General features: G+C 58.3%; 26 protein-coding genes. 7 read left to right on the top strand and 19 right to left on the bottom strand.

Features of this window, described 5'->3' with window-relative positions; genetic code table 11:
- Nucleotides 1-174: 174 nt before the first annotated feature.
- The 3 genes from AEP_RS21145 to AEP_RS16530 all read left to right on the top strand — a co-directional run bounded on the left by AEP_RS21145 (nt 175) and on the right by AEP_RS16530 (nt 2027).
- A complete protein-coding gene (locus tag AEP_RS21145; RefSeq protein WP_157673197.1) occupies nt 175-741 on the top strand; it encodes a DUF4114 domain-containing protein in 567 nt (188 codons plus the stop codon).
- A 77-nt stretch (nt 742-818) separates the two neighbouring features.
- Nucleotides 819-1430 (top strand): HD domain-containing protein, encoded by a 612-nt coding sequence (locus tag AEP_RS16535; protein WP_087496405.1) that lies wholly within the window; start codon nt 819-821, stop codon nt 1428-1430.
- A gap of 12 nt (nt 1431-1442) precedes the next feature.
- A complete protein-coding gene (locus AEP_RS16530; RefSeq protein WP_087496404.1) occupies nt 1443-2027 on the top strand; it encodes a flavin reductase family protein in 585 nt (194 codons plus the stop codon).
- 7 nt (nt 2028-2034) lie between these two features.
- Here AEP_RS16530 and AEP_RS16525 read toward each other — a convergent pair whose 3' ends face one another.
- The 7 genes from AEP_RS16525 to AEP_RS16495 form a co-directional block, all read right to left on the bottom strand.
- Nucleotides 2035-2526, bottom strand: a complete 492-nt coding sequence (locus tag AEP_RS16525; RefSeq protein ID WP_087496403.1) for a C40 family peptidase — start codon at nt 2524-2526, stop codon at nt 2035-2037.
- Nucleotides 2526-3758 (bottom strand): multidrug effflux MFS transporter, encoded by a 1233-nt coding sequence (locus tag AEP_RS16520; protein WP_087496402.1) that lies wholly within the window; start codon nt 3756-3758, stop codon nt 2526-2528. The genes AEP_RS16525 and AEP_RS16520 overlap by 1 nt, the downstream gene beginning before the upstream one ends.
- A gap of 102 nt (nt 3759-3860) precedes the next feature.
- A complete protein-coding gene (locus AEP_RS16515) occupies nt 3861-4610 on the bottom strand; it encodes an SDR family NAD(P)-dependent oxidoreductase (protein ID WP_087496401.1) in 750 nt (249 codons plus the stop codon).
- Nucleotides 4611-4739: 129 nt separating this feature from the next.
- A complete protein-coding gene (locus AEP_RS16510) occupies nt 4740-5699 on the bottom strand; it encodes a GlxA family transcriptional regulator (RefSeq protein ID WP_087496400.1) in 960 nt (319 codons plus the stop codon).
- Nucleotides 5696-6622 carry an EamA family transporter gene (locus AEP_RS16505; RefSeq protein WP_087497388.1) on the bottom strand — a complete coding sequence of 309 codons (927 nt, stop codon included), beginning with the start codon at nt 6620-6622 and terminating at the stop codon, nt 5696-5698. The genes AEP_RS16510 and AEP_RS16505 overlap by 4 nt, the downstream gene beginning before the upstream one ends.
- Nucleotides 6623-6636: 14 nt before the next feature.
- A complete protein-coding gene (locus AEP_RS16500; protein WP_087496399.1) occupies nt 6637-6903 on the bottom strand; it encodes a DUF1272 domain-containing protein in 267 nt (88 codons plus the stop codon).
- Nucleotides 6904-6930: 27 nt separating this feature from the next.
- A complete protein-coding gene (locus AEP_RS16495; protein WP_087496398.1) occupies nt 6931-7503 on the bottom strand; it encodes an isochorismatase family protein in 573 nt (190 codons plus the stop codon).
- A 228-nt stretch (nt 7504-7731) separates the two neighbouring features.
- Here AEP_RS16495 and AEP_RS16490 point away from each other — a divergent pair, with 228 nt between their 5' ends.
- The 3 genes from AEP_RS16490 (at nt 7732) to AEP_RS16480 (ending at nt 11590) form a co-directional block, all read left to right on the top strand.
- Nucleotides 7732-9414: an AMP-binding protein gene (locus AEP_RS16490; protein WP_087496397.1), complete on the top strand. Its 1683-nt coding sequence runs from the start codon at nt 7732-7734 to the stop codon at nt 9412-9414.
- A gap of 152 nt (nt 9415-9566) precedes the next feature.
- Nucleotides 9567-10508 carry an RNA polymerase sigma factor RpoH gene (gene rpoH, locus AEP_RS16485; RefSeq protein WP_087496396.1) on the top strand — a complete coding sequence of 314 codons (942 nt, stop codon included), beginning with the start codon at nt 9567-9569 and terminating at the stop codon, nt 10506-10508.
- A gap of 86 nt (nt 10509-10594) precedes the next feature.
- Nucleotides 10595-11590, top strand: coding sequence for a Bug family tripartite tricarboxylate transporter substrate binding protein (locus tag AEP_RS16480; protein ID WP_087497387.1), 996 nt, complete (start codon nt 10595-10597; stop codon nt 11588-11590).
- A 64-nt stretch (nt 11591-11654) separates the two neighbouring features.
- On the opposite strand, the gene AEP_RS16475 is transcribed toward AEP_RS16480, so the two are convergent.
- From AEP_RS16475 to AEP_RS16455, 5 genes are all read right to left on the bottom strand, one after another.
- Nucleotides 11655-12260, bottom strand: a complete 606-nt coding sequence (locus tag AEP_RS16475) for an SCO family protein (RefSeq protein ID WP_087496395.1) — start codon at nt 12258-12260, stop codon at nt 11655-11657.
- Complete coding sequence (cyoE, locus tag AEP_RS16470) at nt 12257-13153, bottom strand: heme o synthase (RefSeq protein WP_087496394.1); 897 nt, start codon at nt 13151-13153, stop codon at nt 12257-12259. Before cyoE ends, AEP_RS16475 begins: the two co-directional genes overlap by 4 nt.
- A gap of 24 nt (nt 13154-13177) precedes the next feature.
- Nucleotides 13178-14308: a COX15/CtaA family protein gene (locus AEP_RS16465; RefSeq protein WP_198301843.1), complete on the bottom strand. Its 1131-nt coding sequence runs from the start codon at nt 14306-14308 to the stop codon at nt 13178-13180.
- 9 nt (nt 14309-14317) lie between these two features.
- On the bottom strand, nt 14318-14893 hold the full coding sequence (locus tag AEP_RS16460; RefSeq protein WP_335583055.1) for a hypothetical protein: 576 nt from the start codon (nt 14891-14893) through the stop codon (nt 14318-14320).
- A 109-nt stretch (nt 14894-15002) separates the two neighbouring features.
- Nucleotides 15003-15740 (bottom strand): SURF1 family protein, encoded by a 738-nt coding sequence (locus AEP_RS16455; RefSeq protein WP_232459851.1) that lies wholly within the window; start codon nt 15738-15740, stop codon nt 15003-15005.
- A 15-nt stretch (nt 15741-15755) separates the two neighbouring features.
- On the opposite strand from AEP_RS16455, the gene AEP_RS16450 reads away from it, so the two are divergent.
- Nucleotides 15756-15977, top strand: coding sequence for a twin transmembrane helix small protein (locus AEP_RS16450; RefSeq protein ID WP_087496390.1), 222 nt, complete (start codon nt 15756-15758; stop codon nt 15975-15977).
- Nucleotides 15978-16032: 55 nt separating this feature from the next.
- On the opposite strand, the gene AEP_RS16445 is transcribed toward AEP_RS16450, so the two are convergent.
- The 7 genes from AEP_RS16445 to AEP_RS16420 are packed head-to-tail and all read right to left on the bottom strand — an operon-like array spanning nt 16033 to nt 21264.
- A complete protein-coding gene (locus AEP_RS16445; RefSeq protein WP_087496389.1) occupies nt 16033-16914 on the bottom strand; it encodes a cytochrome c oxidase subunit 3 in 882 nt (293 codons plus the stop codon).
- 50 nt (nt 16915-16964) lie between these two features.
- A complete protein-coding gene (locus AEP_RS16440; RefSeq protein WP_087496388.1) occupies nt 16965-17174 on the bottom strand; it encodes a DUF2970 domain-containing protein in 210 nt (69 codons plus the stop codon).
- A complete protein-coding gene (locus AEP_RS16435) occupies nt 17174-17770 on the bottom strand; it encodes a cytochrome c oxidase assembly protein (protein WP_087496387.1) in 597 nt (198 codons plus the stop codon). The genes AEP_RS16440 and AEP_RS16435 overlap by 1 nt, the downstream gene beginning before the upstream one ends.
- A gap of 3 nt (nt 17771-17773) precedes the next feature.
- Entirely contained in the window at nt 17774-17887 is a 114-nt protein-coding gene (locus AEP_RS21140; protein WP_232459850.1) for a cytochrome oxidase small assembly protein, read from the bottom strand.
- Nucleotides 17887-19503 carry a cytochrome c oxidase subunit I gene (gene ctaD, locus AEP_RS16430; protein ID WP_087496386.1) on the bottom strand — a complete coding sequence of 539 codons (1617 nt, stop codon included), beginning with the start codon at nt 19501-19503 and terminating at the stop codon, nt 17887-17889. The genes AEP_RS21140 and ctaD overlap by 1 nt, the downstream gene beginning before the upstream one ends.
- Before the next feature lie 42 nt (nt 19504-19545).
- Nucleotides 19546-20730 carry a cytochrome c oxidase subunit II gene (gene coxB, locus AEP_RS16425; RefSeq protein ID WP_087496385.1) on the bottom strand — a complete coding sequence of 395 codons (1185 nt, stop codon included), beginning with the start codon at nt 20728-20730 and terminating at the stop codon, nt 19546-19548.
- A gap of 57 nt (nt 20731-20787) precedes the next feature.
- On the bottom strand, nt 20788-21264 hold the full coding sequence (locus tag AEP_RS16420) for a DUF2244 domain-containing protein (RefSeq protein WP_087496384.1): 477 nt from the start codon (nt 21262-21264) through the stop codon (nt 20788-20790).
- Nucleotides 21265-21409: the final 145 nt, after the last annotated feature.

Here is a 21409-nt window from a genome sequence, read left to right as displayed (position 1 = left end):
GCATATGCCCGAATTCATGGGGATGAAACAAGTGCCAACAAAGGGTTAACCCCGAGGTTCATCCGGACTATTGCGAACCAGCGTCGGTACGAGCATTCTCAAACCGTGAGCTTGATGCAGAGGACTGTAGGGGGCTCACTGAGACCTTTACTTCAACTTTCACCAGGGAAATACATGAAAATCAAAAAACACATGCGTGCGGTCGCATTAGCAACGTCCGCACTCCTCAGCCTCGCGCCAATGGCCGTGAACGCAGCTATTGGCGATAACGTTTACGCCAGCGGTGGCAGCATTTCCATTCAGTTTGAAGGCTCGGATGCCGGCTACAACAGCACCTTGGAACTTTGGATCAATGGATTGGCAGTAACTCCCGCCATTTTCCCAAACCACTCCACGCCTGTAGGAACCATCTACAACGTGCCGGGATCATTCAGCGCAGGAACCTTGCTCGACATCCAACTGCATGTTGTCAACACCGGCAACACCTGGCACACAGGCTCCGGCGCCAACAACAGTGACAACATCGCACACGCCAACGTGATCTACAACTACCAAGGTCAAGCCGGTCGCACGTATGTCGGCTTTGAAGATCTTGCTGGTGGCGGTGACCGCGACTACAACGACCACACCTTCTCCTTCACCAACACGGTCAACGCCGTCCCTGAGCCAGAAACCTATGCAATGCTGTTGGCGGGCATGGGACTGCTGGGCGCAGTGGCACGTCGCCGCAAAGCCAAGTAATCGCGGTTCATAACCCCGACAAAAACGGAGGCTCTGGCCTCCGTTTTTTTTATGCCAATGCAATAGCATCCAAGCCTATGCATACCTTGAAACCCCTGTTTGCATCTGCATGGCACGATGCCGGCGCGCGCACCGATGGCACCGCGCTGTGCGACGCACTGCTGGCGGCCTACGCTGAGCCGCACCGGCACTACCACAGCACCCAGCATCTGGCCGAATGCCTGCAAGGGTTTGAAGCCGTCCGGCATCTGGCGCAGCGGCCTGCCGAGGTGGCGCTGGCACTCTGGTTTCACGACGCGGTGTATGACGTGCAGCGCCACGACAACGAGACCCAAAGCGCCGCCTGGGCCCGGCAGGCGCTCACCACCGCCGGGCTGCAGGCCGATGCGGCACAGCGCGTCTACGAGCTGGTCATGGCCACCCGCCACACCAGCGCGCCCGCCGCGGGCGATGCGCAGCTGCTGGTGGACATTGACCTCTCCATCCTGGGCGCCGAGGCGCAGCGCTTTGCGCAATACGAGCAACAGATCCGCGCGGAATATGCCTTCGTACCCGAGGACCTGTTCCGCACCAAGCGCAAAGAGGTGCTGCAGTCCTTCGCCGCCCGGCCCCGCATTTACGGCTCCGACCATTTCCACGCCGCGCTAGAGGCCCGTGCGCGGGCGAATCTGGCGCGGGCGGTGGCTTAACCACACACCTCCATGAACACCCTGCCCGACTTCTGTGCTTCCGTCCCGCTGGACAAGGCCTACCGCCTGCTTAACCATGGCCCCACGGTGTTGGTGTCGTCCGCGCATGCTGGCGAACACAATGTGATGGCCGCCGCCTGGTCCATGCCACTGGACTTCCAGCCACCCAAGGTGATAGTTGTCATCGACAAGGCCACCCGCACCCGTGCGCTGGTCGAAGGTAGCGGCTGGTTTGCGCTCAACATCCCGGCCCGCGCTCTGGCGCAAGCCACGCTGGGGGTGGGTACCGACAGCGCACTCACCACGCCTGACAAACTGCACCGCTATGGCATCCACACATTTACACCGCAGGAAAGCTCTGTGCCACTGGTGCAGGGCTGCGTGGGCTGGTTACTGTGCAAGGTACTGCCCGAACCACGCAACCAACAGACCTACGACCTTTTCATCGGCGAAGTGACCCACGCTTGGGCCGACAGCCGCGTGTTCATCAACGGGCACTGGGAATTCGACCAAGCACCGGATGACTTGCGCACGCTGCACTACGTGGCGGGTGGGCAGTTCTTTGTGATCGGGGAAACTGTAAAGCTGCACACGTGAGCACCTCTTACGGCCTGCGGTAACTCACCTGCTGCTTGGCCCAGTACGACGAATTCAAGCTATCCAGCCGCACCGTGCCGCCGGTAGACGGTGCGTGCACAAAGCGGCCTTCGCCCACGTAGATACCCGCATGGTTGGCACGACTGTTTTGCACGAAGACGACCAAATCACCCGTGCGCAGGCTGGGCGCGGGGATGCTGGTACCCCAGTCGATCAGGCCACCGGTGGTGCGCGGCGCCACGACACCGGCGCGTTGTTTGTAAACATAACCGATCAGGCCGCTGCAATCGAAGCCGCTCGCGGGCGTGTTGCCGCCGTAGCGATAGGGTGTGCCCACCAGGCCGATGGCCATGACGGTGACGTCATTGGCCTGCTCCAGGGTCAAACGGGCAGCAGGTTGCGGTGCTGCTGCGGGCGCTGAAGGTGTCGTAGGCGCACTGGAACAAGCTGCCAACACCATCACTGTGCTGGCGAGCAGCAAACTGCATAGTGTGCGCATCACAGCTCCTCCACACGCCGTCCGATCTCGGGCCAGCGGCTGCGAATGAACACCCAGGAGCACAGGCCCACGCACATCATCAGCACCGAGGCACTGGCCAAGCCGATGGTGGAATGCATGACCAGAGGCGACACCACCCCGGCCACAAAGCCGTTGGCCGTAGAGCCCACAAACATCTGCAAACTCGACGCCATGCCCCGGCGGTCCGGGTGCAAGTCCAGCACCAGCAAGGTCACCACCGGCACCATGAGCGCCCAGCCGAAAGCGAAGATGGCAATGGGAAAGAGCGCCCAGCTCACATGTGCCTTGAACAGCAGATTGGCCAGAAGGTTGATGACGCCAATGGTGAGCATGATGGAAAAGCCGTTTCGGATCTGGCGCTTCGGGCTGATCTTGCCGGCCACCCTACCGCTCACAAACGCACCGCCCATGATGCCGCTGATCGTGAGTATGAAAAACCAGAAGAACTGCTGGGGCTGCAGCCCCAGGTGTTCGCCCAGAAACACGGGCGCACTCAGCACGTACAAAAACATGCCGTTGAACGGTATGCCGCTGGCCAGCGCCAGTAACAAGAAGCGCGGGTCGGAGCCCAGCTTCCAATAACCGGCCAGCAGGTTTTTGACATGGAAGTGCTGGCGCTGTGCGGGTGGCAAGGTTTCTGGCAGCAGGAAATAGTTGGACGTCCACAGCGCAACGCCGACTGCGGCCAGGAACCAGAAGATGCCGTGCCAGCTGGCGTGAATCAGCAACCAACCGCCCACCATGGGCGCGATGGCAGGCGCTACCCCGAAGAAGATGGTGACCTGACTCATGACCTTTTGCGCTTGCGACGGCGGATACACATCACGAATGACCGCGCGTGAAATCACAATGCCCGCGCCAGTGCACAAACCCTGCATGGCCCGGAAGAAAATGAGCTGGCCGATGGTCTGCGACAGCGCACACCCCACCGAGGCTATGGTGAACGCTGCCAGCCCCCACAGCACCACCGGGCGCCGGCCGAAGCTGTCTGAAATGGAGCCATGGAACAGCGCCATGAAGGCGAAGCCGAACAGGTAGGCCGACAGCGTTTGCTGCATCTGCACCGGCGTGGCACCCAGCGACTGGCTGATGCCGGCAAATGCAGGCAGATACGTATCAATGGAGAACGGCCCCAACATGCCCAGCAAGGCAAGCAGGATGGAAAACGCCCATTGCGGGGCGCGCCAGAGTTTTTGGGCTTCGGGGGTCATGGGTGTAGCAGACAGATACAGCCTGCTATTGAACCATGCTCAGCGCCTCTGACGGCCGTCTTCGGCTTAAGCCACCACGAAACTCAATCCTCAACCACCTGCTCAACGCGCGAGATAGCCACCATCCACCGGGTAATACGCCCCGGTGACGAACGAAGCACGGTCGGAGGCCAACCACACCACCAGCTCAGCCACCTCTTCAGGCCGTCCCAATCGGCCCATGGCATGGGCAGCAACCAGCATGGCGTGGGTCGCAGGGTCCTCCGAGAGTTTGCTGACCATGGGCGTCTCAATAAAGCCCGGCCCCACTGCATTCACCCGCACACCTTGCGCGCTGTACTCCAGTGCAGCCACCTGAGTCAGCCCCACCACCCCGTGCTTGGCGGCGGTATAGGCTACAGAGCCCGTGAAGCCCACGGCACCCAACACGGAGGCGATGTTGACGATGGAGCCACCACCATGCTTGAGCATGGCTTCAATCTGGGCCTGCATGCCGTAGAAAACACCGCTGAGATTGATGTTGAGCACGCGGGTCCAACCGTCCAGCGGATAGTCCGCCGTGGGAGCCGTAGGGCCGGCAATGCCAGCGTTGTTGCAAGCAATGTCCAACCGGCCGTAATGCACCACTGCGCGTGCCACCAAGGCCTGTGCTTCGGCGGGCTTGCCTACATCGGCCGCTACAAAAATCGCCTCGCCGCCTTGGGCGCGGACCAGGGCCACGGTGTCGGCTCCGGCGTCCAACTGCACATCCGACACCACCACACGGGCACCTTCACGCGCCAACAGCAAGGCCACTGCGCGGCCTATGCCTGATGCGGCTCCGGTGACCAGCGCTACTTTGTGTTTCAACATTGGGTCTCTCCTGCCATGCATGTGCGGCAAGACACCGCATGGGGCCAGAGTAGGTAGCGCAGGGCTGCATGTCGGTTCGCTGGCGAACCTTCTCCTCAACGCCGATTTCTTCGCAGCCTGCGGGCAGACTCAGTCAGCCATGCGCGCACTGGCCGGCGAGCCGGCTTCATATTTGCGCCACACGCGGCGCAAGTCGCGTGCCGACGCAAAACCACAGGCCTCGGCCACACGCTCCACCGACAGACCCTGACGTGCCAGCAAGTCTTTGGCGCGGGCAATTCGCAATTGCTGCTGGTAGACCACGACACTGATGCCGGTGTGTTGTGCAAACAAGCGGCTCAGGTGCCGGGGGCTGACGCAGGCCACATCGGCCAGATCCGCCAAGCTCCAGTTGCGCTGGGGCTCTCGGGCCATGGCGTCTTGCGCGCGATGAACCGCGGGGTGCATGTGGTTGCGGTGTGCCAGCCAGGGCGACATTTGCGGGTCGTGGGTGCCGCGGCGCTGGTACATCACCAAGCGGCGGGCCACGCGCGCCGCCAGCTCTGCGCCAGCCTCCTGCTCAATCAAGTACAGCGCTAGGTCAATACCGGTGGTGATGCCTGCACTGGTAAGCACGCCGCCATCGTCCACAAAGATGCGGTCAGACACCACCTGCGCGCTGGGGGCCAGCGCCTGCAAATCGGCAATCAGGGTGTGGTGGGTGGTGCAGTGCCGCCCATCCAGACAGCCGGCTTGCGCCAGCAACAAGGCCCCCGAGCAGATGCTGGCCATGCGTGTGGCCGCTTGGGGTACGGCGCGCAGCCACTGCACCACGGAGCGGGCCTCGGGGGTGGCGTAGTCCACCACCTCGTTGCTGTTGCCCACCACCAAGACCAGGCTGCGCGCTGGCAGGGTGACGGGTAGCGCCTCCAGCCCGGACAGGCCCGTACCCAGAGAGGTCGGGATGTCATTCTGCGGGCCACAGGCATGCAGAACGATAGGTGCCCCCATGTCGCGTGCCATGCGCAGGGCCTCCGCCGGACCGGCGTAGTCCAGCATCAGCACATTGGGCGTGAGCACCAGATAGATGTGGAGTACTGCGTCGTTCATCCAGCGTTCCGGAATTGCTGTACACGCGCCATCCAACGCGTCATCAAGGGTCCACCGAATACATTGAACAGCAAGCCCGCCATCAACAGCGCGCCACCGGCAAAGTGCACCGGACGCAAGGCCTCGCCGAACACCAGCCAACCCGTGGTCAAGCCGACCACCGGCACCAGCAGTGTGAACGGCGCGACCCGGTTGGTCGCGTAGCGGGACATGAGATGTGTCCACAAGCCATAGCCCAGCAAGGTGGCTGCCCAAGCGAGGTAGGCGATGGCCGCGAAGGTGCTCCAGCCGATGTGCTGCATGGCAGAGGCTATTGCGTCAGGCCCCTCTATCACCACGGAGAGCGCCAGAAACGGCAAGGGCGGCACCAAACTTGCCCACACCACAAAGGCCAGCTGGTTCATGGGGCCGTAGCGGCTCACGGTGCGGGTCACGATATTGCCGCAGGCCCACATGACGGCCGCTGCCACGGTAAGCAAAAAGCCCAACAGCGGCATGGACACGCCAGCGCCTGCCGGCCCTGCGGCGCTGCCAATCAACACCAAGCCGCAGGCGGCCAGCAACAGCCCGGCCATCTGGTTGGCCTGCCAACGCTCTTTGAGCCACCAGGCCGCCAGCAGCAGGGTGAAGAACGATTGCGACTGCAGCACCAGCGACGCCAAGCCCGAAGGCATGCCTACATGGATGGCAGTGAACAAAAATGCAAACTGCCCCACCGAAATGGTGAGGCCATAGGCCAGGTACCAGCGCAGTGGCACCTTGGGCGGCTTCATGAATAACAGCGCCGGGAACGCCGCCAAGGCAAAACGCAAGGCACCCAGCAACAAGGGCGGCACCCCGACCACCCCCACTTTGATGACCGCAAAGTTCACGCCCCACACCAGAATGACCAGCAGCGCCAGCGCCAGGTCTTTGGGCCGCATGGGTATGGCCGCGCTCATGCGGATGCCGCCGAGTCAGCTTTCTGCGCGCGCCCCAAGGGCTTGAAGACCCGCTCAGTTGAAGGCGGGTTATTGGCCAACTTTGCGGCCGGGCGCACCGGGCGGCGCACCAACTCACCTCTGCAATTGGGGCAAATGCCATTCAACTTGGTATCTGCGCAGTCCGCACAAAACGTGCATTCAAACGAACAGATGCGGGCATTCAGGGCGGCGGGCGGCAAATCAGTATTGCAGCATTCGCAGTTGGGGCGGAGTTGGAGCATGGCGGTTTCGACTTCAGGGACGACGATTTAGTGGGCGGATGGCAAACCGGCTAGGCAGGTAGCTACATCCACGATACGTGCAAACCGGTCTTGCAAGACCAGCTCGGTGCGGGTGGTGATCTCTTCGGCACTGAACGTCCGACCGCTGCCAGCGTGGGACATAGGGAAGGTCAGGGTGGCTTCAGACACAAAGTCCACTGCATAGCCCAAATCCGAGCCCACACGGGCTGTGGTCTCGCAGCATTGCTCGGTACGGATGCCGGAGATGATGAGCTTGCCCACTCCCTGGCGGCGCAGCCACAGATCCAGCCCGGTATCGGTAAAAGCGTTGTGGGTGTGTTTGTCGAAGCGCACATCCGGGTTACCGGGCAACCAGGGCAAGGGCTTCACAAACCCGGAGTCCTCACGAAAGGGGCCGGCCAGCCCCACATGAAAAATGTGCACCACCGGAACACCGGCTGCGCGACAACCGGCCTCCAGACGCAGCAAAGCAGACTCAAACGGGGCATGAATGCCCTGCGACCAGAAGGGCATTTGGGCGAAAGATTGCTGCACATCAATGATGATGAGTGCGGGCTTCAGGGTAGATACGGAGGACATGGAAGGACACCTTTAATTTAACAGTGACTCAATGGTATTCCTTGTCAAATATGCGCGAAACCACGTTACACGACAAGCAGAGGACAAAAAGCGCCAAAAAAAGATCCGCCGGATAGACCCGCAAATAGTAGCCCCCCTCTATTCAAGGGGGGCTTGGTCACTTAAAGCTCTCTTTTGCGCGCAAAAGCCCAGACAATGCGGCAAACAAACCATAACGAGGAGACAAAAATGGCTCAAGCCAAACTCATGCTGGACTACGTCTACGAGCACGAAATCAACCATGCGGATCAGATCTTTCTGACCCAGCCCACCGGTGGCGGTCAGGTGGTGGACTACACGTGGAAGCAGACACTGGACCAGGCCCGCCGCATGGCCGCGCACCTCAAGGCCCAGAATCTGGAGCCGGGTTCGCGCGTCGCCATTCTTTCCAAGAACTGCGCCCACTTCATCATGGCGGAGTTGGCCATCTGGATGGCAGGCTGCACGACAGTGGCCATTTTCCCAACCGAAACAGCCGACACCGTGCGCTACGTGCTGGAACACAGCGAAGCCAGCCTGCTATTCGTCGGCAAGCTTGACACCTTTGACCAACAGCAGCCCGGCATTCCTGCAGGCATGCCCATCATTGCCTTCCCGCTCGCGCCGAAGAACAGCTACGAGGCGTGGGATGCAGTCACCTCACGCACCAAGCCACTGACCGGCAAACCTGCACGTGGCGGCAAGGACATTGCCATCCTGATGTACACCTCCGGCTCCACCGGCCAGCCCAAGGGCGTGATGCACAGCTTTGAGCGCATCACCGCCGCTGCAGAAGGTATCAACAACGATACCCAGGCTCGCATCGGCATCAACACCCGCAACCGCATGTTGTCCTACCTGCCCTTGGCGCACGTTTTCGAGCGCGCATGGGTAGAGTCCGCAACGCTGGTGAACGGCAACACCCAACTGTTTTTTGCCGAGTCGCTGGATACCTTTATCCAGGACTTGAACCGCGCGAAGCCGGTGACCTTTATCTCGGTACCCCGCCTCTGGCTGAAGTTCCAGCAAGGCGTGTTTGCCAAAATGCCGCCCAAGAAGCTGGACCGGCTGCTGAGCATCCCGATTCTGGGCAAGATCGTAGGCCGCAAGGTGCTCAAGGGCCTGGGCCTGGACCACGCGTTGCTGGCCGGCAGCGGCTCGGCACCCATCCCTGCCGAGCTTATTGCCTGGTACCGCCGTCTGGGCTTGAACCTGATTGAGGGTTATGCCATGACAGAGGACTTTGCGTATTCGCACAACTCCACCGACAAGATCAATGCCCCCGGTTGCGTGGGCGTACCGCTCAAGGGCGTGGAAGTCCGCATCAGCGAAGAAGGCGAAGTGCTGATCAAGTCTCCAGGACAGTTTGTGGGCTACTACAAGCGCCCTGATCTGGACGCAGAAGTGTTCACGGAAGACGGCTTCTTCCGCACCGGCGACAAGGGCGAGCGCCGCGCTGATGGACTGCTCAAGCTCACCGGCCGGGTGAAGGAGCTGTTCAAAACATCCAAGGGCAAGTATGTGGCCCCCGCACCGATTGAGAACCGCTTGAACGCCTGCCCCCGCATTGAAACCAGCATGGTGTCCGGTGTGGGCCAGCCCTCGGCTTATGCCATCGTGGTGCTGGCAGAAACCGTGCGTCCCCAAGTGAAGGCCGACCCGGCCTTCAAAGCTGAGGTTCACGCAGAACTGGAGCAACTGCTCGATAGCGTGAATTCCGAACTGGCGGACTACGAAAAGCTGCAGATGCTGGTGGTAGCACCGGAACCTTGGTCCATTGAAAACGGCATGTTGACTCCCACGATGAAGATCAAGCGCGCCCGCATTGAATCTGCGGTAGAGCCGCAACTGGCGAACTGGTACTCCGGCCGCGAGAAGGTGCGCTGGGCATAAAAGCGCCGTTGATTTGCCAAACAAGGGGCCCTGTGGGGCCCCTTGTCCTTTGCTGGACAGGCTAACCCTACTCAATCGCATGGATTGAACTTATCAATTAGCACTCTCCTCCAACGAGTGCTAATATAAAGTTTGAAGAGAAGGAGTTCCCTATGTCCGCATTGATTGCTGCCCCCCGCACCGCCCTGGCCACGGCCAACCCGTGGTCATTGGTGCCGCCGCTGGGGAATCTGGACGCCTATATTTCTGCCGCGAACCGCTTGCCCATGCTCACTTTGGAAGAAGAGCAGGAATTCGCCCGCAAGTTCAAAAACGAGAACGATCTTGAAGCAGCCGGTAAGTTAGTGCTCTCTCACTTACGATTGGTCGTTTCCGTTGCCCGCCAGTACCTTGGCTATGGCCTGCCACACGGCGACTTGATTCAAGAGGGCAACGTGGGTCTGATGAAGGCGGTCAAGCGCTTCGACCCCGAGCAAGGTGTGCGTCTGGTGAGCTACGCGCTGCACTGGATCAAGGCCGAAATCCACGAATACATCCTGAAAAACTGGCGCATGGTGAAAGTGGCCACCACCAAGGCCCAGCGCAAACTGTTTTTCAACCTGCGCTCCATGAAGCAACGCTTCAAAGGTGAAGACGCTGCGGCGGACTTGGACACCCACCGCGACACGCTAAACAGCGAGCAGGTGAACACAATGGCCCGGGAACTAAACGTGAAGCCCGAAGAAGTACTGGAAATGGAAGCACGCCTGGCCGGTGGCGACGTGCTGCTGGACCCCAGTCCTTCCGATGATGGCGAAGACGCCTTCGGCCCGATTGCTTACTTGACCGACACCAATCACGAGCCGGTGGCCATGATTGAAGCGCGCCAGCGCGACGTGTTGGCCACCGACGGGATTGCGACTGCCCTAGCCAGCCTGGACGAGCGTAGTCGGCGTATCGTGGAAGAGCGCTGGCTCAAGGTGAATGACGACAACTCCGGCGGCATGACCCTACATGACTTGGCCGCCGAATACGGCGTAAGTGCCGAGCGCATCCGCCAGATCGAAGTCGCTGCCATGAAGAAGATGAAAACAGCGTTGGCCGCCTACGCCTGATTGCTCAGCGGCACGCGCCGCAAAACTTCACGCACAATGCCCCTGCCGGCCCCGCCTGCAGGGGCTTTTTCTTGGACACCAAGCTGATGACACACACACGCCGCACCGCCGCTTTTGCTATGCTTTCCATAGCTGCTTGCGCACTATCCACGGGCGCTAATGCCCAAAAATCCACTCAATCCGCTGCGTGGCCGACCAAGCCTGTTCGCATCATCGTCGGATTTCCCGGCGGGTCTTCGCCCGACCTAACGGCGCGAGCATTCGCAGAACCACTCTCAAAAGCCCTCGGCCAGCCTGTGATCGTGGAAAACAAAGTGGGCGCAGCGGGCAACATCGCCGCCGATGCGGTCGCCAAAGCTACCGATGACCACACCATCGGGCTGATGATCAACGGCAACATGACGATTGCCAAGCTGCTCAACCCCAAGCTGAGTTACGACCCGCTCAAAGACTTGACGCCGGTGAGCTTGCTGGGTGTGTCGCCCCTGGTGCTGACTGCACCTGCCAACGCGCCGGGCAATAACGCGGCCGAGTTTCTGGCCGCGGCACGGGCCTCCGGCGACAGGTGGAATTACGGCACACCCGGCGTGGGCACCGTGGGCCATATCGGCATGGAGCTGCTCAAATCCAAAGCCCGCATGGCGCCTCTTCATGTGCCCTATGCCGGCTATCCGCAAGTTGCCACCGCGATGATCGCGGGTGACCTGCAGCTCAGCCTGCTGCCCCCTGCCCTGGCTTCCGCCCAGATCAAGGCGGGCAAGCTCAAAGCCATCGGCATCACTGCCAGCGTGCGCAGTGCGCTGGTGCCGGAGATTCCCAGTCTGTCAGAGGCTGGAGTGAAAGACCTGAACCTGGAAATCTGGAACGCCGTAGCCGCCCCCAACAGCATGCCCAAGCCAGTCGTGGCTCGGCTGTCCACCTTGTTCGGTGAGATTGCCCGCAGCCCGGAAATGCGCCAAAAGATGTTCCAGCAGGGCTGGACCGTGCAAGGCACTTCCTCGGAAGGATTGGCTAACCGGGTGAAGGCCGACACGGCTTTGTTGGGCGGCATCATCACCCAACAGAACATCAAGACAGATTGACCCCCTGCACCGAATGCCAGTCTGCCTTTCAGGCCGGCTGGCAACGAGCGTCAGGCCGCGTTCATCAAGACTTCAGGAGCTGCTGAATATCTGCAGCCAGCACTTGTGCACCGCTGCCGTAGCGGGTGAACAGGCGTAAATTGCCCTGCGTGTCGTAGATGTAGCTGCCCGCCGAATGGTCCATGGTGTAGCTGGTAGGTGTCTGACCATTGACACGCTTGTAGTACACCTTGAAGTCTTTGGCCAAAGCTTCCAGCTTCTCGGGCGTGGTGTAGAGCGCCAGGAAGGTCGGGTCAAAGTTTTCCATATAGCCCTTGAGCACTTCGGGCGTATCGCGGGCAGGATCTACCGTGACAAACAAGCCCTGAAGCTTGTCGCCATCGACCCCCAATGCCTTCTTCACTTCTGCCAGCTCTGCCATCGAAGTCGGGCAGACATCCGGGCATTGGGTGTAGCCGAAGAACATGACGACCACCTTGCCTTTGAAGTCTGCCAGGTGACGGACTTTGCCATTGTGGTCGGTAAGCTCGAAGTCTTTGGCGTAGCTGGCGCCGGTGACATCCACCGAGGAGAACTTGGGCTTTGATTCAGAACATGCACTCAACATGCCTCCAGCGCCCGCCAACAAAGCGCCAGCAGCTATGAATTGAATAGCGGAACGTTTATTCATATGAGGTAATGATCCAGCAGCAAGGCTGCGAAAAGCACGCTCAGGTGAATGAGCGAAAAACGGAAAGTCGCACGGGCAAGCTCATCCGAGTAGTTACGCAACAGGCGCACCGCGTACCAGCAAAATCCCAGACACAACGCCACTGCCACGATCAGGTAGGGCCAATGGCTCATGCCATACACAAACGGCAGCAGACACGCCGCTAGCAACATGAAGGTGTAGAGCAGGATCTGCAGGCGGGTGAACTCACTGCCATGGGTCACCGGCAGCATGGGCAGGCCTGACTTGCGGTAATCCTCCACACGGTACAAAGCCAGCGCCCAGAAATGCGGTGGTGTCCACAGGAAAATGATCAGGAAAAGAATCAGGGCCTCCGGCCCCACATCACCCGTCATGGCAGCCCAACCCAATACCGGCGGCATGGCGCCGGAAGCGCCGCCGATCACGATGTTTTGGGGAGTCAGGGGCTTGAGGATCACGGTGTAAATCACCGCGTAGCCCACAAAGGTGGCAAAGGTCAGCCACATGGTGAGGGGGTTCACCCAGACATACAGAATGGCAGAACCGGCAGCACACAGAATGGCCGAGAAGATCAAAGTCTGGGTATCGCTGAGTTCCCCGCGAGCAGTGGGCCGCCACGAGGTGCGCTTCATCTTGGCATCAATGCCTTTTTCCACAATGCAATTGAAGGCAGCTGCTGCGCCGGCCACCAGGTAAATGCCGAGGCAGGCTATCGCTGCCAGCATGACTTGGGCGCCCGTGGGTGCGCCGGGCACGGCTAACACCATGCCGATCAGCGCACAGAACACAATCAACTGGATGACCCGTGGCTTGGTCAGTGCATGGAACTGAGCCAGCACGGAGGGCTTGGGGGCTGCTACTTGTACGGTCATTCGAATTCTCTTTTTCTCAATCTTTCAGCGGCCGACGGGTCGGGTGCGGGATACCACGATGACCCAGACCAGCACCATGACCATGGCGCCGGCACCGCCGGTATGCATGACAGCAGCCAACAAGGGCCAGCCCAACACCACGTTGCTCAAGCCGGTAGCCAGTTGCAATACCAGCAAGCCTGTGAGCCATTGAGCGGGCTTCTTCAAGGCGGGTTGTTTCCATAGTGTCCACGCCAGGCTGCCCAGCACCAGCACCGTGATGCCTGCGAGCAGACGGTGCGCCATGTGAATAGCGGTCAGCGCCTGAAAGCTCAGATGGTCGCCAGAGGCTGTGAGCCCCAACGGACGCCAGATTTCCGTCGCAGCCTTCCAATCCATGGGGGGCCACATCACCCCCTGACAACCGGGAAATTCGGCACAGGCGAGCACCGCGTAATTGGTACTGACCCACGCGCCGGATGCAGCTTGTACGGTCAGCATCAGCAAGGCTGCCCATGCCCAGCGGTAGACCCAAGTGGGTGCGACCTGCAAAATGATTGGCGTACCAGATCGGGACGACGCTGCACCCACCGCGACCTGCGCCATCAGCAAGGCCAAAAGCACATAGCCCCCCAGCAGGTGCAGGCTCACAATGGCGGGAAACAGCTTCATGGTCACTGTCAAGGCGCCGAAGGCTCCTTGAATACACACCCAAACCAATGTCGCTGTGGGCCACCACGGGCTGAGGGCAAGTAGGCCTTCTTGTTTTCGGCCACGCCACGCAAGAATCACCATCAGAGTAATCAGTGCGCCCACCGACGTGGCCATGTAACGGTGCACCATCTCAATCCATGCTTTGCTGTGGGTGACCGGACCACTGGGCATTGCCGTTTGCGCCATGGCGATCTCGTGCGTCGCACCCAAGGGGCTTGCGTTGCCATAGCAACCGGGCCAATCAGGGCAACCGAGCCCGCTATCGGTCAAACGAGTAAATGCACCGAACAGCACGAGGTCAAAGGTGAGAAACAGGGTAATCACTACCAGCGCGTGGTAACGGCTTACGGAACTGCTGCTGCGGTCTCGCAAATACACCCACAAAGCCGGCACAGAGGCCACCAGCGCTCCGATCAGCAGTACCCGGAAAATGGGCGACAAGTCGTACAAGGTCGTTTGCATGAGCTTCAATCAGTCACGGCCCGGGCGATCCCAGAATTGGGCGGCCCGCATCAGACGGTCAAGGTCGCGCTTGGCCTTAAGAGCAGTCTCTGCATTCATGCTGGGAGGAAAACGCATCATCAAATTACCCAGTGGATCGACCAGAAACAGGTGTTCTTGGATCTCATGGCCCGTTTCAGCAGGGAGCCATTGCGATAGTGCCGCAGCGGGCATGCGCAGCACGGTCGCGCCTTTGAGTGCTGGCAAGAGCTCCGGCTTTACTGGGGCGTCGTCATTGATCAGCCACACCCAGTCAAGGCGGTCTTTCTCTTTGCCCAAGCCTTCGCGCAACTGGCGTTGGATATACAAATGTTGTTGACACGCAGCGTCACATGCGCCGCCGGCCACACTCACAAATAGCCATTGGCCTTTCAAGCTAGGCAATGCCACCATCTCGTTAGACAGCCCCTGCGCTTGTACAGCCGGCAAGGGACGCTGCGGATCGATTAGTTCGCCGAAATTCCGGCGACCTTCAGGCCGAATAACGTAGTAAGTGAAATAAGACGCGATGACAGGGGCTGCACATACCAGCATCACCAGCAGCATGCGGATTCTGCCCGCGCGCGTGTCGACAGCGGCTGACTGAAGTTGGCCGGAAGGCTCTGGCAATGAATGAACGGTCAAACCAAGGGGGCGATCGTCGGGGACTGGAGCGCTAGACATGGGTAGAAGAATCCTTGGAAGATACGAAAAGCGGTCGCAATTGAAACCAGACAAACAAACCCACGATCAGCGCTGTCAGTGCAAACCATTGCACGGCGTAACCATAGTGTTTTTCGACACCGAGATTGATCGCCGGCCATTCCCGAAGCAACCCTTCGGATGCTGCACCAATTTGCACAACAGACAGATCTGTTCTCAGTGAAAGCCCAGTCTCCTGGCGGAACAACTGCAAGTCGAGATTTTGCCGGATCAGGCCGGTCGATGCCGCACCGGGCTCATAAAGCTTGGAAGGTGGCAAGGCGATTCGCCCAGTTATTTCGACTGGCCCAGCTGTGGTTTGTACCTCTGGCACGCGATCACGTTCTACAAAGTTACGAGGTGCCCAGCCGCGTTGCACCATGATGATCGCATCAGACCCTTCAACACGCAGAGGCGTTAGTACATAAAAACCGACCTTAGCCTGCATCTGCCGGTTGTCGAGGTAAATCGTCTTGTCGACAACCCACTGCCCCCGCAAGCGGACTGTTTGATGGAGAAACTGCTCAGTCGCCATGCTTGCGATGATGGTGGACCTCGTGATCGATGGGCCTGACTCCCCCGCCTCCATCTGGGCTGCCAAAGCCTCCTTCTGAGCAGCACGTCGGAGTTGCCAGAAGCCCAAAGACAAAGTGAGCGCCGTAGCAAGACATGCGGTTATCGCAATCAGCAACCATCGCATTCGGCGGTTCACGTAATAATTCTCCACATGACGTATCTCGTAATCATCGCTTTCGTAGCCATTCTGGGCAGCCTGACAGCAGCCCTCTATTTCATGTTACGCGGAGGCTCTTCACAAACCGCCAAGTCCCGGAATATGGCAAGGGCATTGGGGACGCGCGTTGGAGTTTCGATCTTCTTGTTTCTGTGCATATTGCTGGCTTGGAAGTTAGGCTACATCCACCCGACCGGCATCCCTGAGGGGCATTGAATACGCTGCAGCAAAAAGGGCACCCGAAGGTGCCCTTTTTTCATGCCGGCAAGGGTTACATCCAGTACACCAAAACGTACAGACCCAACCAAACAACGTCCACGAAGTGCCAGTACCACGCTGCACCTTCGAAACCGAAGTGACGCTCAGGCGTGAAATGACCCTTTTGCAGGCGCAAGGTGATGAACAACAGCATCAACATGCCTACAAACACGTGGAAACCGTGGAAACCCGTCAACATGAAGAAGGTAGAACCGAACACACCGGAGTTCAGCTTCAAGTTGTAGGCCGTGTACGCATGGTAGTACTCGTAGCCCTGCACAAACAAGAAGGTGATACCCAGCAGGACTGTCGCCCACATGAAGGCAATAGTCTTGGAGCGATTGCCATCAATCAACGCATGGTGTGCGATCGTCAATGTCACGCCAGAGGTCAACAACAACGCTGTGTTGATGGTGGGCAGCCAGAAGGGACCCATGGTGGTGAAGGGCTCGACGATCCCGGCAGGAGAAGCAGTCACACCGGCAGCCAAGCTGGGCCATACCGCCTTGAAGTCAGGCCATAGCAGCGAGTTTTCCAAGCTGCCGAGTGCTGGTACAGAGTGCGAGCGTGCCCACCAAAGTGCAGTAAAGAATGCACCGAAGAACATCACCTCTGAAAAGATGAACCAGCTCATGCTCCAACGGTAGGAGATATCGATCTTGCGGCCATACTGACCGCCTTCACTTTCAGTGACCGCATCACGGAACCACTGATAAAGAACGAACAACCACCACACCATGCCAAGCAGCAAGGAGTATTTGCCCCAAGCAGAGCCGTTGATCCATTGGCCGGCACCGAGAATGACGAAAAACAGACCTGCGGCAGCCATGACCGGATGACGCGAAGGTCCGGGCACAAAGTAGTAAGGCGTTCCGCCGTGTGTTGTTGAACTCATTTCTGCTCCATTTCTTCTCAAATCCAAATTTGTGATGCGCGACCCGCTCTTTAAGAGCCGACCACCCATTTTGCAAGACTGATCAAGCCCACGACCAGCAGCAATGCACCGACAATGCCCACCAGAACGACATGCAAGGGATTCACCTTGGCCAGGTCATCCCGATAACCTTTGTTACTGCGAATACCAATAAACGACCACGCTACCAATTTGACACTATGCAAAAAGGAAGACTTTTTTTGCACGTCACCCACCGCCATCAAGAGCCTGCACTTTCAGAGATCACTGGCCTGACGACTGCAACCGGTGCAGCAGGCGTCTTGCCACCCACCTCAAAAAAGGTATAGGAGAGGGTGATGGTCGATACATCCTTAGACAGTTTCGGGTCAATCACGAATACCACAGGCCAAGACTTTTTCTCTCCGGGCTCCAAGGTGTATTGATTGAAACAAAAGCACTCCAACTTGTTGAAGTGCGCTGAGGCCTGCATGGGTGCGTAACTGGGGATGGCTTGCGCGGACATCCTACGGTTCTGCACGTTCTGAAACTCATACACGACCGTGGTCATTTCACCAGGGTGAACGGTCAAAGAACGCTTTGCCGGCTTAAATTCCCAAGGCCCACGGGAGTTCGCATCGAACTCCACAGTGATGGTGCGGCTGGTGTCTACTTGTGAATTGGCAGGCGTTGCCTTCTTGCCGGACAAGACCTGTTCCCCTAACGCCAGTATGTTGATACCGGTCATCTCACAAATAGTCTTGTACAAGGGGACCAGTGCATAACCGAATGCGAACATACCCACCGTAATCACGGCGAGCTTGCCCAACATCCGGCGGTTTGCACTGAGATTGGCCATGCCTTACTTGCCCAGAAAAATCATTTTGGCCATAAAGCCGATAAAAAAGACCATTGCGATCGAGGCCAGAATCAGCCCCAAGCGCACATTAGCCTTTTTCTGATCTGCGTTGGCCATTAACCGATCACCTTGGTCGCAGTAGCGTCCAACTTGGGTGGATTTTCAAAAGTATGGAAAGGGGCTGGAGAGGGGACTTCCCACTCCAAACCTTCTGCAGCTTCCCAAGGCTTCTGGCTGGCTTTCTCGCCTTTACCCAACATGGCAGGCAAGACAACACCGAAGAAGAAGTAAACCTGAGCCAAACCGAATGCAAATGCACCAACCGTAGCAATCGCATTGAAGTCAGCGAATTGCATGGGGTAGTCAGCATAACGGCGTGGCATACCTGCAAGACCCAGGAAGTGCATAGGGAAGAAGGTCACGTTGAAGGCGATCAAAGACCACCAGAAGTGCACACGGCCCTTCCACTCAGGAATCATCACACCAGTCCACTTGGGTGCCCAGTAGTAGAACCCTGCAAACATGGCATACAAGGAGCCGGCAACCAACACGTAGTGAAAGTGAGCCACCACGTAGTAGGTGTCTTGCAGCTGGATGTCGATAGGCGCCATGGCCAGAATCAAGCCGGTAAAGCCACCCATGGTGAACACAAAAATGAAGCCCACCGCAAACAACATAGGGGTTTCAAAGGTCATGGAACCCTGCCACATGGTAGCGATCCAGTTGAAGATCTTTACAGCTGTCGGAACGGCAATCAGCATCGTGGCGTACATGAAGAACAGCTGACCGGTGACAGGCATGCCGGTAGTGAACATGTGGTGAGCCCACACGATGAACGACAGAATGGCGATCGAAGAAGTGGCGTACACCATGGAGGCATACCCGAACAGCTTCTTGCGTGCAAAGGCCGGAACAATCTGGCTGATGATGCCGAAAGCCGGCAAGATCATGATGTATACCTCAGGGTGACCGAAGAACCAGAAGATGTGCTGGTACATGACGGGGTCACCGCCACCTGCGGGGTTGAAGAAGCTGGTACCGAAATGACGGTCTGTCAGCGTCATGGTGATAGCGCCTGCCAACACGGGCATCACAGCTATCAGCAAATAAGCAGTAATCAACCATGTCCAGCAGAACATCGGCATCTTCATCAAGGTCATGCCGGGAGCGCGCATGTTCAAGATGGTCACGATGATGTTGATCGATCCCATGATGGACGACGCGCCCAGGATGTGCATTGCAAAAATGCCGGCATCCATCGAGGGGCCCATTTGCAGGGTCAGAGGCGCATACAAAGTCCAGCCCGCTGCGGGTGCGCCGCCGGGCATGAAGAAGGAAGACACCAACATCAAGGCAGCAGGAATCATCAGCCAGAAGCTGAAGTTATTCATGCGGGCAAATGCCATGTCGGATGCGCCGATTTGCAGCGGGATCATCCAGTTCGCAAACCCCACAAAGCCAGGCATGATGGCACCGAACACCATGATCAGTCCGTGCATGGTGGTCAGCGAGTTGAACAGTTCAGGATTTACCAGCTGCAAACCGGGCTGAAACAATTCGGCGCGAATCAGCAGCGCCAAGATGCCTCCGATGATCAGCATCGTGAAGCTGAACAAGAGGTACAGAGTACCAATGTCCTTGTGGTTGGTCGCAAACACCCAGCGCTGCCAGCCGGTAGGGGCGTGGTGGTGATCGTCGTGGGCGTGATCGTGATGGTCGAGTACGGCGCTCATGGTGAGGTCCTTTTTAATTTTCTAGGTTCTGCCTGAGGTGCATTACTTGCGCAATGCCAGCACTTCAGCGGGCTGCACCAATTGGCCGGTCTTGTTGGACCAGTTGTTCTTGGTATAGCTGATAACAGCTGCGATATCAGTATCACTCAACGCCTTCCAAGCAGGCATTGCACCGTTATTCTGTCCATTCAACAAAACTGCAATCTGCTTGGTTTTGTCAGCATCCAACACGACAGCCGAACCGTCCAATGGCTTGATTGGACCTGCACCCTTGCCGTTGGCTTGATGGCAAGCCGCGCAATTCTGGGCATACACCTTCTCGCCGCGCTTGGAGATGTCTTCCAGAGTCCACACCTTGGTCGGATCATCTGCTTTGGCAGCCAGCTTCTTCTGCTCGCCGGCAACCCACTTGGAATAGTCTTCCGCAGACAGCACCTTCACATGGATAGGCATATATGCGTGTTCTTTGCCGCACAACTCTGCGCACTGACCGTAATAGTCGCCAACCTTCTCGGCACGGAACCACGTGTCACGGACAAAGCCCGGGATCGCATCTTGCTTGATACCGAATGCAGGAACCATAAACGCATGGATTACATCGTTGGCTGTCGTGATGATGCGGACCTTTTTGTCCACAGGAACCACCAGAGGGTTGTCAACCTTCAACAGGTAGTTATCTACAGACTCGCCCTTCTTGGGTCCGCCGGCATCCGACATGGCGCGCTGATCGCTGTCCAGTGTGGAAACGAAACCAATCCCTTCGCCTTCACCCTTGATGTAGTCATAGCCCCACTTCCACTGCATGCCTGTGGCCTTGATGGTCAGGTCTGCGTTGGTCGTGTCTTTCATAGCCACCACCACCTTGGTGGCGGGAAGTGCCATCAGGATCACGATGACAAAGGGGACGATGGTCCAGATCACTTCCACGGTAACTGATTCGTGGAAAGTCGCCGGTTTGTACCCGACTGATTTGCGGTGCTTCCATATGGAATAAAACATGACGGAGAAAACCGCCACAAAAATCACTGAGCACACAATCAGCATGAACCAATGCAGCCACTGCTGCTCTTGTGCGATCTTGGTGACCGCAGGGGCCAGATTCAACTGATTGACCGCCGGTCCGCCCGGCAGATCATTCACAGCATGCGCTTGCGTCAACAGGGAAGTGCCGGCAAAAGCACCAGCCGCCCACAGCATAGACGCCAGTTTTTTCGTTGTGTTCTTCATCTCGCTCACTTTTTGATGCCCCAAAATAATCCAACGCACCGGGTTCACGCGCCGCCCTTAGACAGCTCGCAGTGCCGAACGTATTTCCTTGGCCAGCTGCGGACGCAACTCTGGCCTGATATATCGCCCGACCCGGATGGATTTCCCCCGCTCGGATAACTCAATCAACGATGAGTCATCCGCCCGAGGCTCCACCCTCACCCAGCCCCTTTGAAATTCCGCACGCTCCAAGCGCCCAGCGCATTCCAACTCCACAACCAGCCGGTTTTCCTGCAAGGAAATGTGCTCGCCATCAGTTGAATGTCGCGCGTAAACCAGGAACGCCAGCCCCACCGCAATCAGCTCAAGTGATGCAAAAGGGATCACCAGCGTAGCGCCTTGAAACCAGAAAAAAAGTCCGATTCCGATAGACACCGCACAAAGCGATATGTAAGTCCATACCAGCTGCAGGGGCGTTACAGAACAGTTTCGCCTTAGAAGCCAATGAACATGCTGCCCTTGTACCGTCGCAAAGCGAAAAACCAAATTCGTCATGCGTGTCACCCGAAATTGACCGGCCGTGCACAGGCTTGGTCAAGATTGGAGGGGGGAAATGCCGTCACCTCTTTTCCTATCATTGTATGACAGTAACGGACTTGACCGGCATCAGCCTCGGGCATCGGCTGAGTGAAACTGTGGG

This window comes from Curvibacter sp. AEP1-3 (genome assembly GCF_002163715.1).
Classification (GTDB): domain Bacteria; phylum Pseudomonadota; class Gammaproteobacteria; order Burkholderiales; family Burkholderiaceae_C; genus Allorhodoferax.
Note: the sequence above shows the minus strand (reverse complement) of the source record. Positions and strands in the feature narration are given on the sequence as shown.

Bases quoted from the DNA above. Each gene is read 5' to 3' on its own strand.
- AEP_RS16420 (WP_087496384.1), bottom strand. From the start codon at position 21,264: ATGACGAATTTGGTTTTTCGCTTTGCGACGGTACAAGGGCAGCATGTT.
- AEP_RS16480 (WP_087497387.1), top strand. From the start codon at position 10,595: ATGACACACACACGCCGCACCGCCGCTTTTGCTATGCTTTCCATAGCT.
- AEP_RS16490 (WP_087496397.1), top strand. From the start codon at position 7,732: ATGGCTCAAGCCAAACTCATGCTGGACTACGTCTACGAGCACGAAATC.
- cyoE (WP_087496394.1), bottom strand. From the start codon at position 13,153: ATGACCGTACAAGTAGCAGCCCCCAAGCCCTCCGTGCTGGCTCAGTTC.
- AEP_RS16450 (WP_087496390.1), top strand. From the start codon at position 15,756: ATGACGTATCTCGTAATCATCGCTTTCGTAGCCATTCTGGGCAGCCTG.
- AEP_RS16535 (WP_087496405.1), top strand. From the start codon at position 819: ATGCATACCTTGAAACCCCTGTTTGCATCTGCATGGCACGATGCCGGC.
- rpoH (WP_087496396.1), top strand. From the start codon at position 9,567: ATGTCCGCATTGATTGCTGCCCCCCGCACCGCCCTGGCCACGGCCAAC.
- AEP_RS16475 (WP_087496395.1), bottom strand. From the start codon at position 12,260: ATGAATAAACGTTCCGCTATTCAATTCATAGCTGCTGGCGCTTTGTTG.
- AEP_RS16445 (WP_087496389.1), bottom strand. From the start codon at position 16,914: ATGAGTTCAACAACACACGGCGGAACGCCTTACTACTTTGTGCCCGGA.
- AEP_RS16435 (WP_087496387.1), bottom strand. From the start codon at position 17,770: ATGGCCAATCTCAGTGCAAACCGCCGGATGTTGGGCAAGCTCGCCGTG.
- AEP_RS16510 (WP_087496400.1), bottom strand. From the start codon at position 5,699: ATGAACGACGCAGTACTCCACATCTATCTGGTGCTCACGCCCAATGTG.
- AEP_RS16500 (WP_087496399.1), bottom strand. From the start codon at position 6,903: ATGCTCCAACTCCGCCCCAACTGCGAATGCTGCAATACTGATTTGCCG.
- AEP_RS21145 (WP_157673197.1), top strand. From the start codon at position 175: ATGAAAATCAAAAAACACATGCGTGCGGTCGCATTAGCAACGTCCGCA.
- AEP_RS16515 (WP_087496401.1), bottom strand. From the start codon at position 4,610: ATGTTGAAACACAAAGTAGCGCTGGTCACCGGAGCCGCATCAGGCATA.
- AEP_RS16505 (WP_087497388.1), bottom strand. From the start codon at position 6,622: ATGCGGCCCAAAGACCTGGCGCTGGCGCTGCTGGTCATTCTGGTGTGG.
- AEP_RS16460 (WP_335583055.1), bottom strand. From the start codon at position 14,893: ATGCTGCTGGTGATGCTGGTATGTGCAGCCCCTGTCATCGCGTCTTAT.
- AEP_RS16465 (WP_198301843.1), bottom strand. From the start codon at position 14,308: ATGCAAACGACCTTGTACGACTTGTCGCCCATTTTCCGGGTACTGCTG.
- ctaD (WP_087496386.1), bottom strand. From the start codon at position 19,503: ATGAGCGCCGTACTCGACCATCACGATCACGCCCACGACGATCACCAC.
- AEP_RS16530 (WP_087496404.1), top strand. From the start codon at position 1,443: ATGAACACCCTGCCCGACTTCTGTGCTTCCGTCCCGCTGGACAAGGCC.
- AEP_RS16520 (WP_087496402.1), bottom strand. From the start codon at position 3,758: ATGACCCCCGAAGCCCAAAAACTCTGGCGCGCCCCGCAATGGGCGTTT.
- AEP_RS16525 (WP_087496403.1), bottom strand. From the start codon at position 2,526: ATGCGCACACTATGCAGTTTGCTGCTCGCCAGCACAGTGATGGTGTTG.
- AEP_RS16440 (WP_087496388.1), bottom strand. From the start codon at position 17,174: ATGGCGGTGGGTGACGTGCAAAAAAAGTCTTCCTTTTTGCATAGTGTC.
- AEP_RS21140 (WP_232459850.1), bottom strand. From the start codon at position 17,887: ATGGCCAACGCAGATCAGAAAAAGGCTAATGTGCGCTTGGGGCTGATT.
- AEP_RS16495 (WP_087496398.1), bottom strand. From the start codon at position 7,503: ATGTCCTCCGTATCTACCCTGAAGCCCGCACTCATCATCATTGATGTG.
- coxB (WP_087496385.1), bottom strand. From the start codon at position 20,730: ATGAAGAACACAACGAAAAAACTGGCGTCTATGCTGTGGGCGGCTGGT.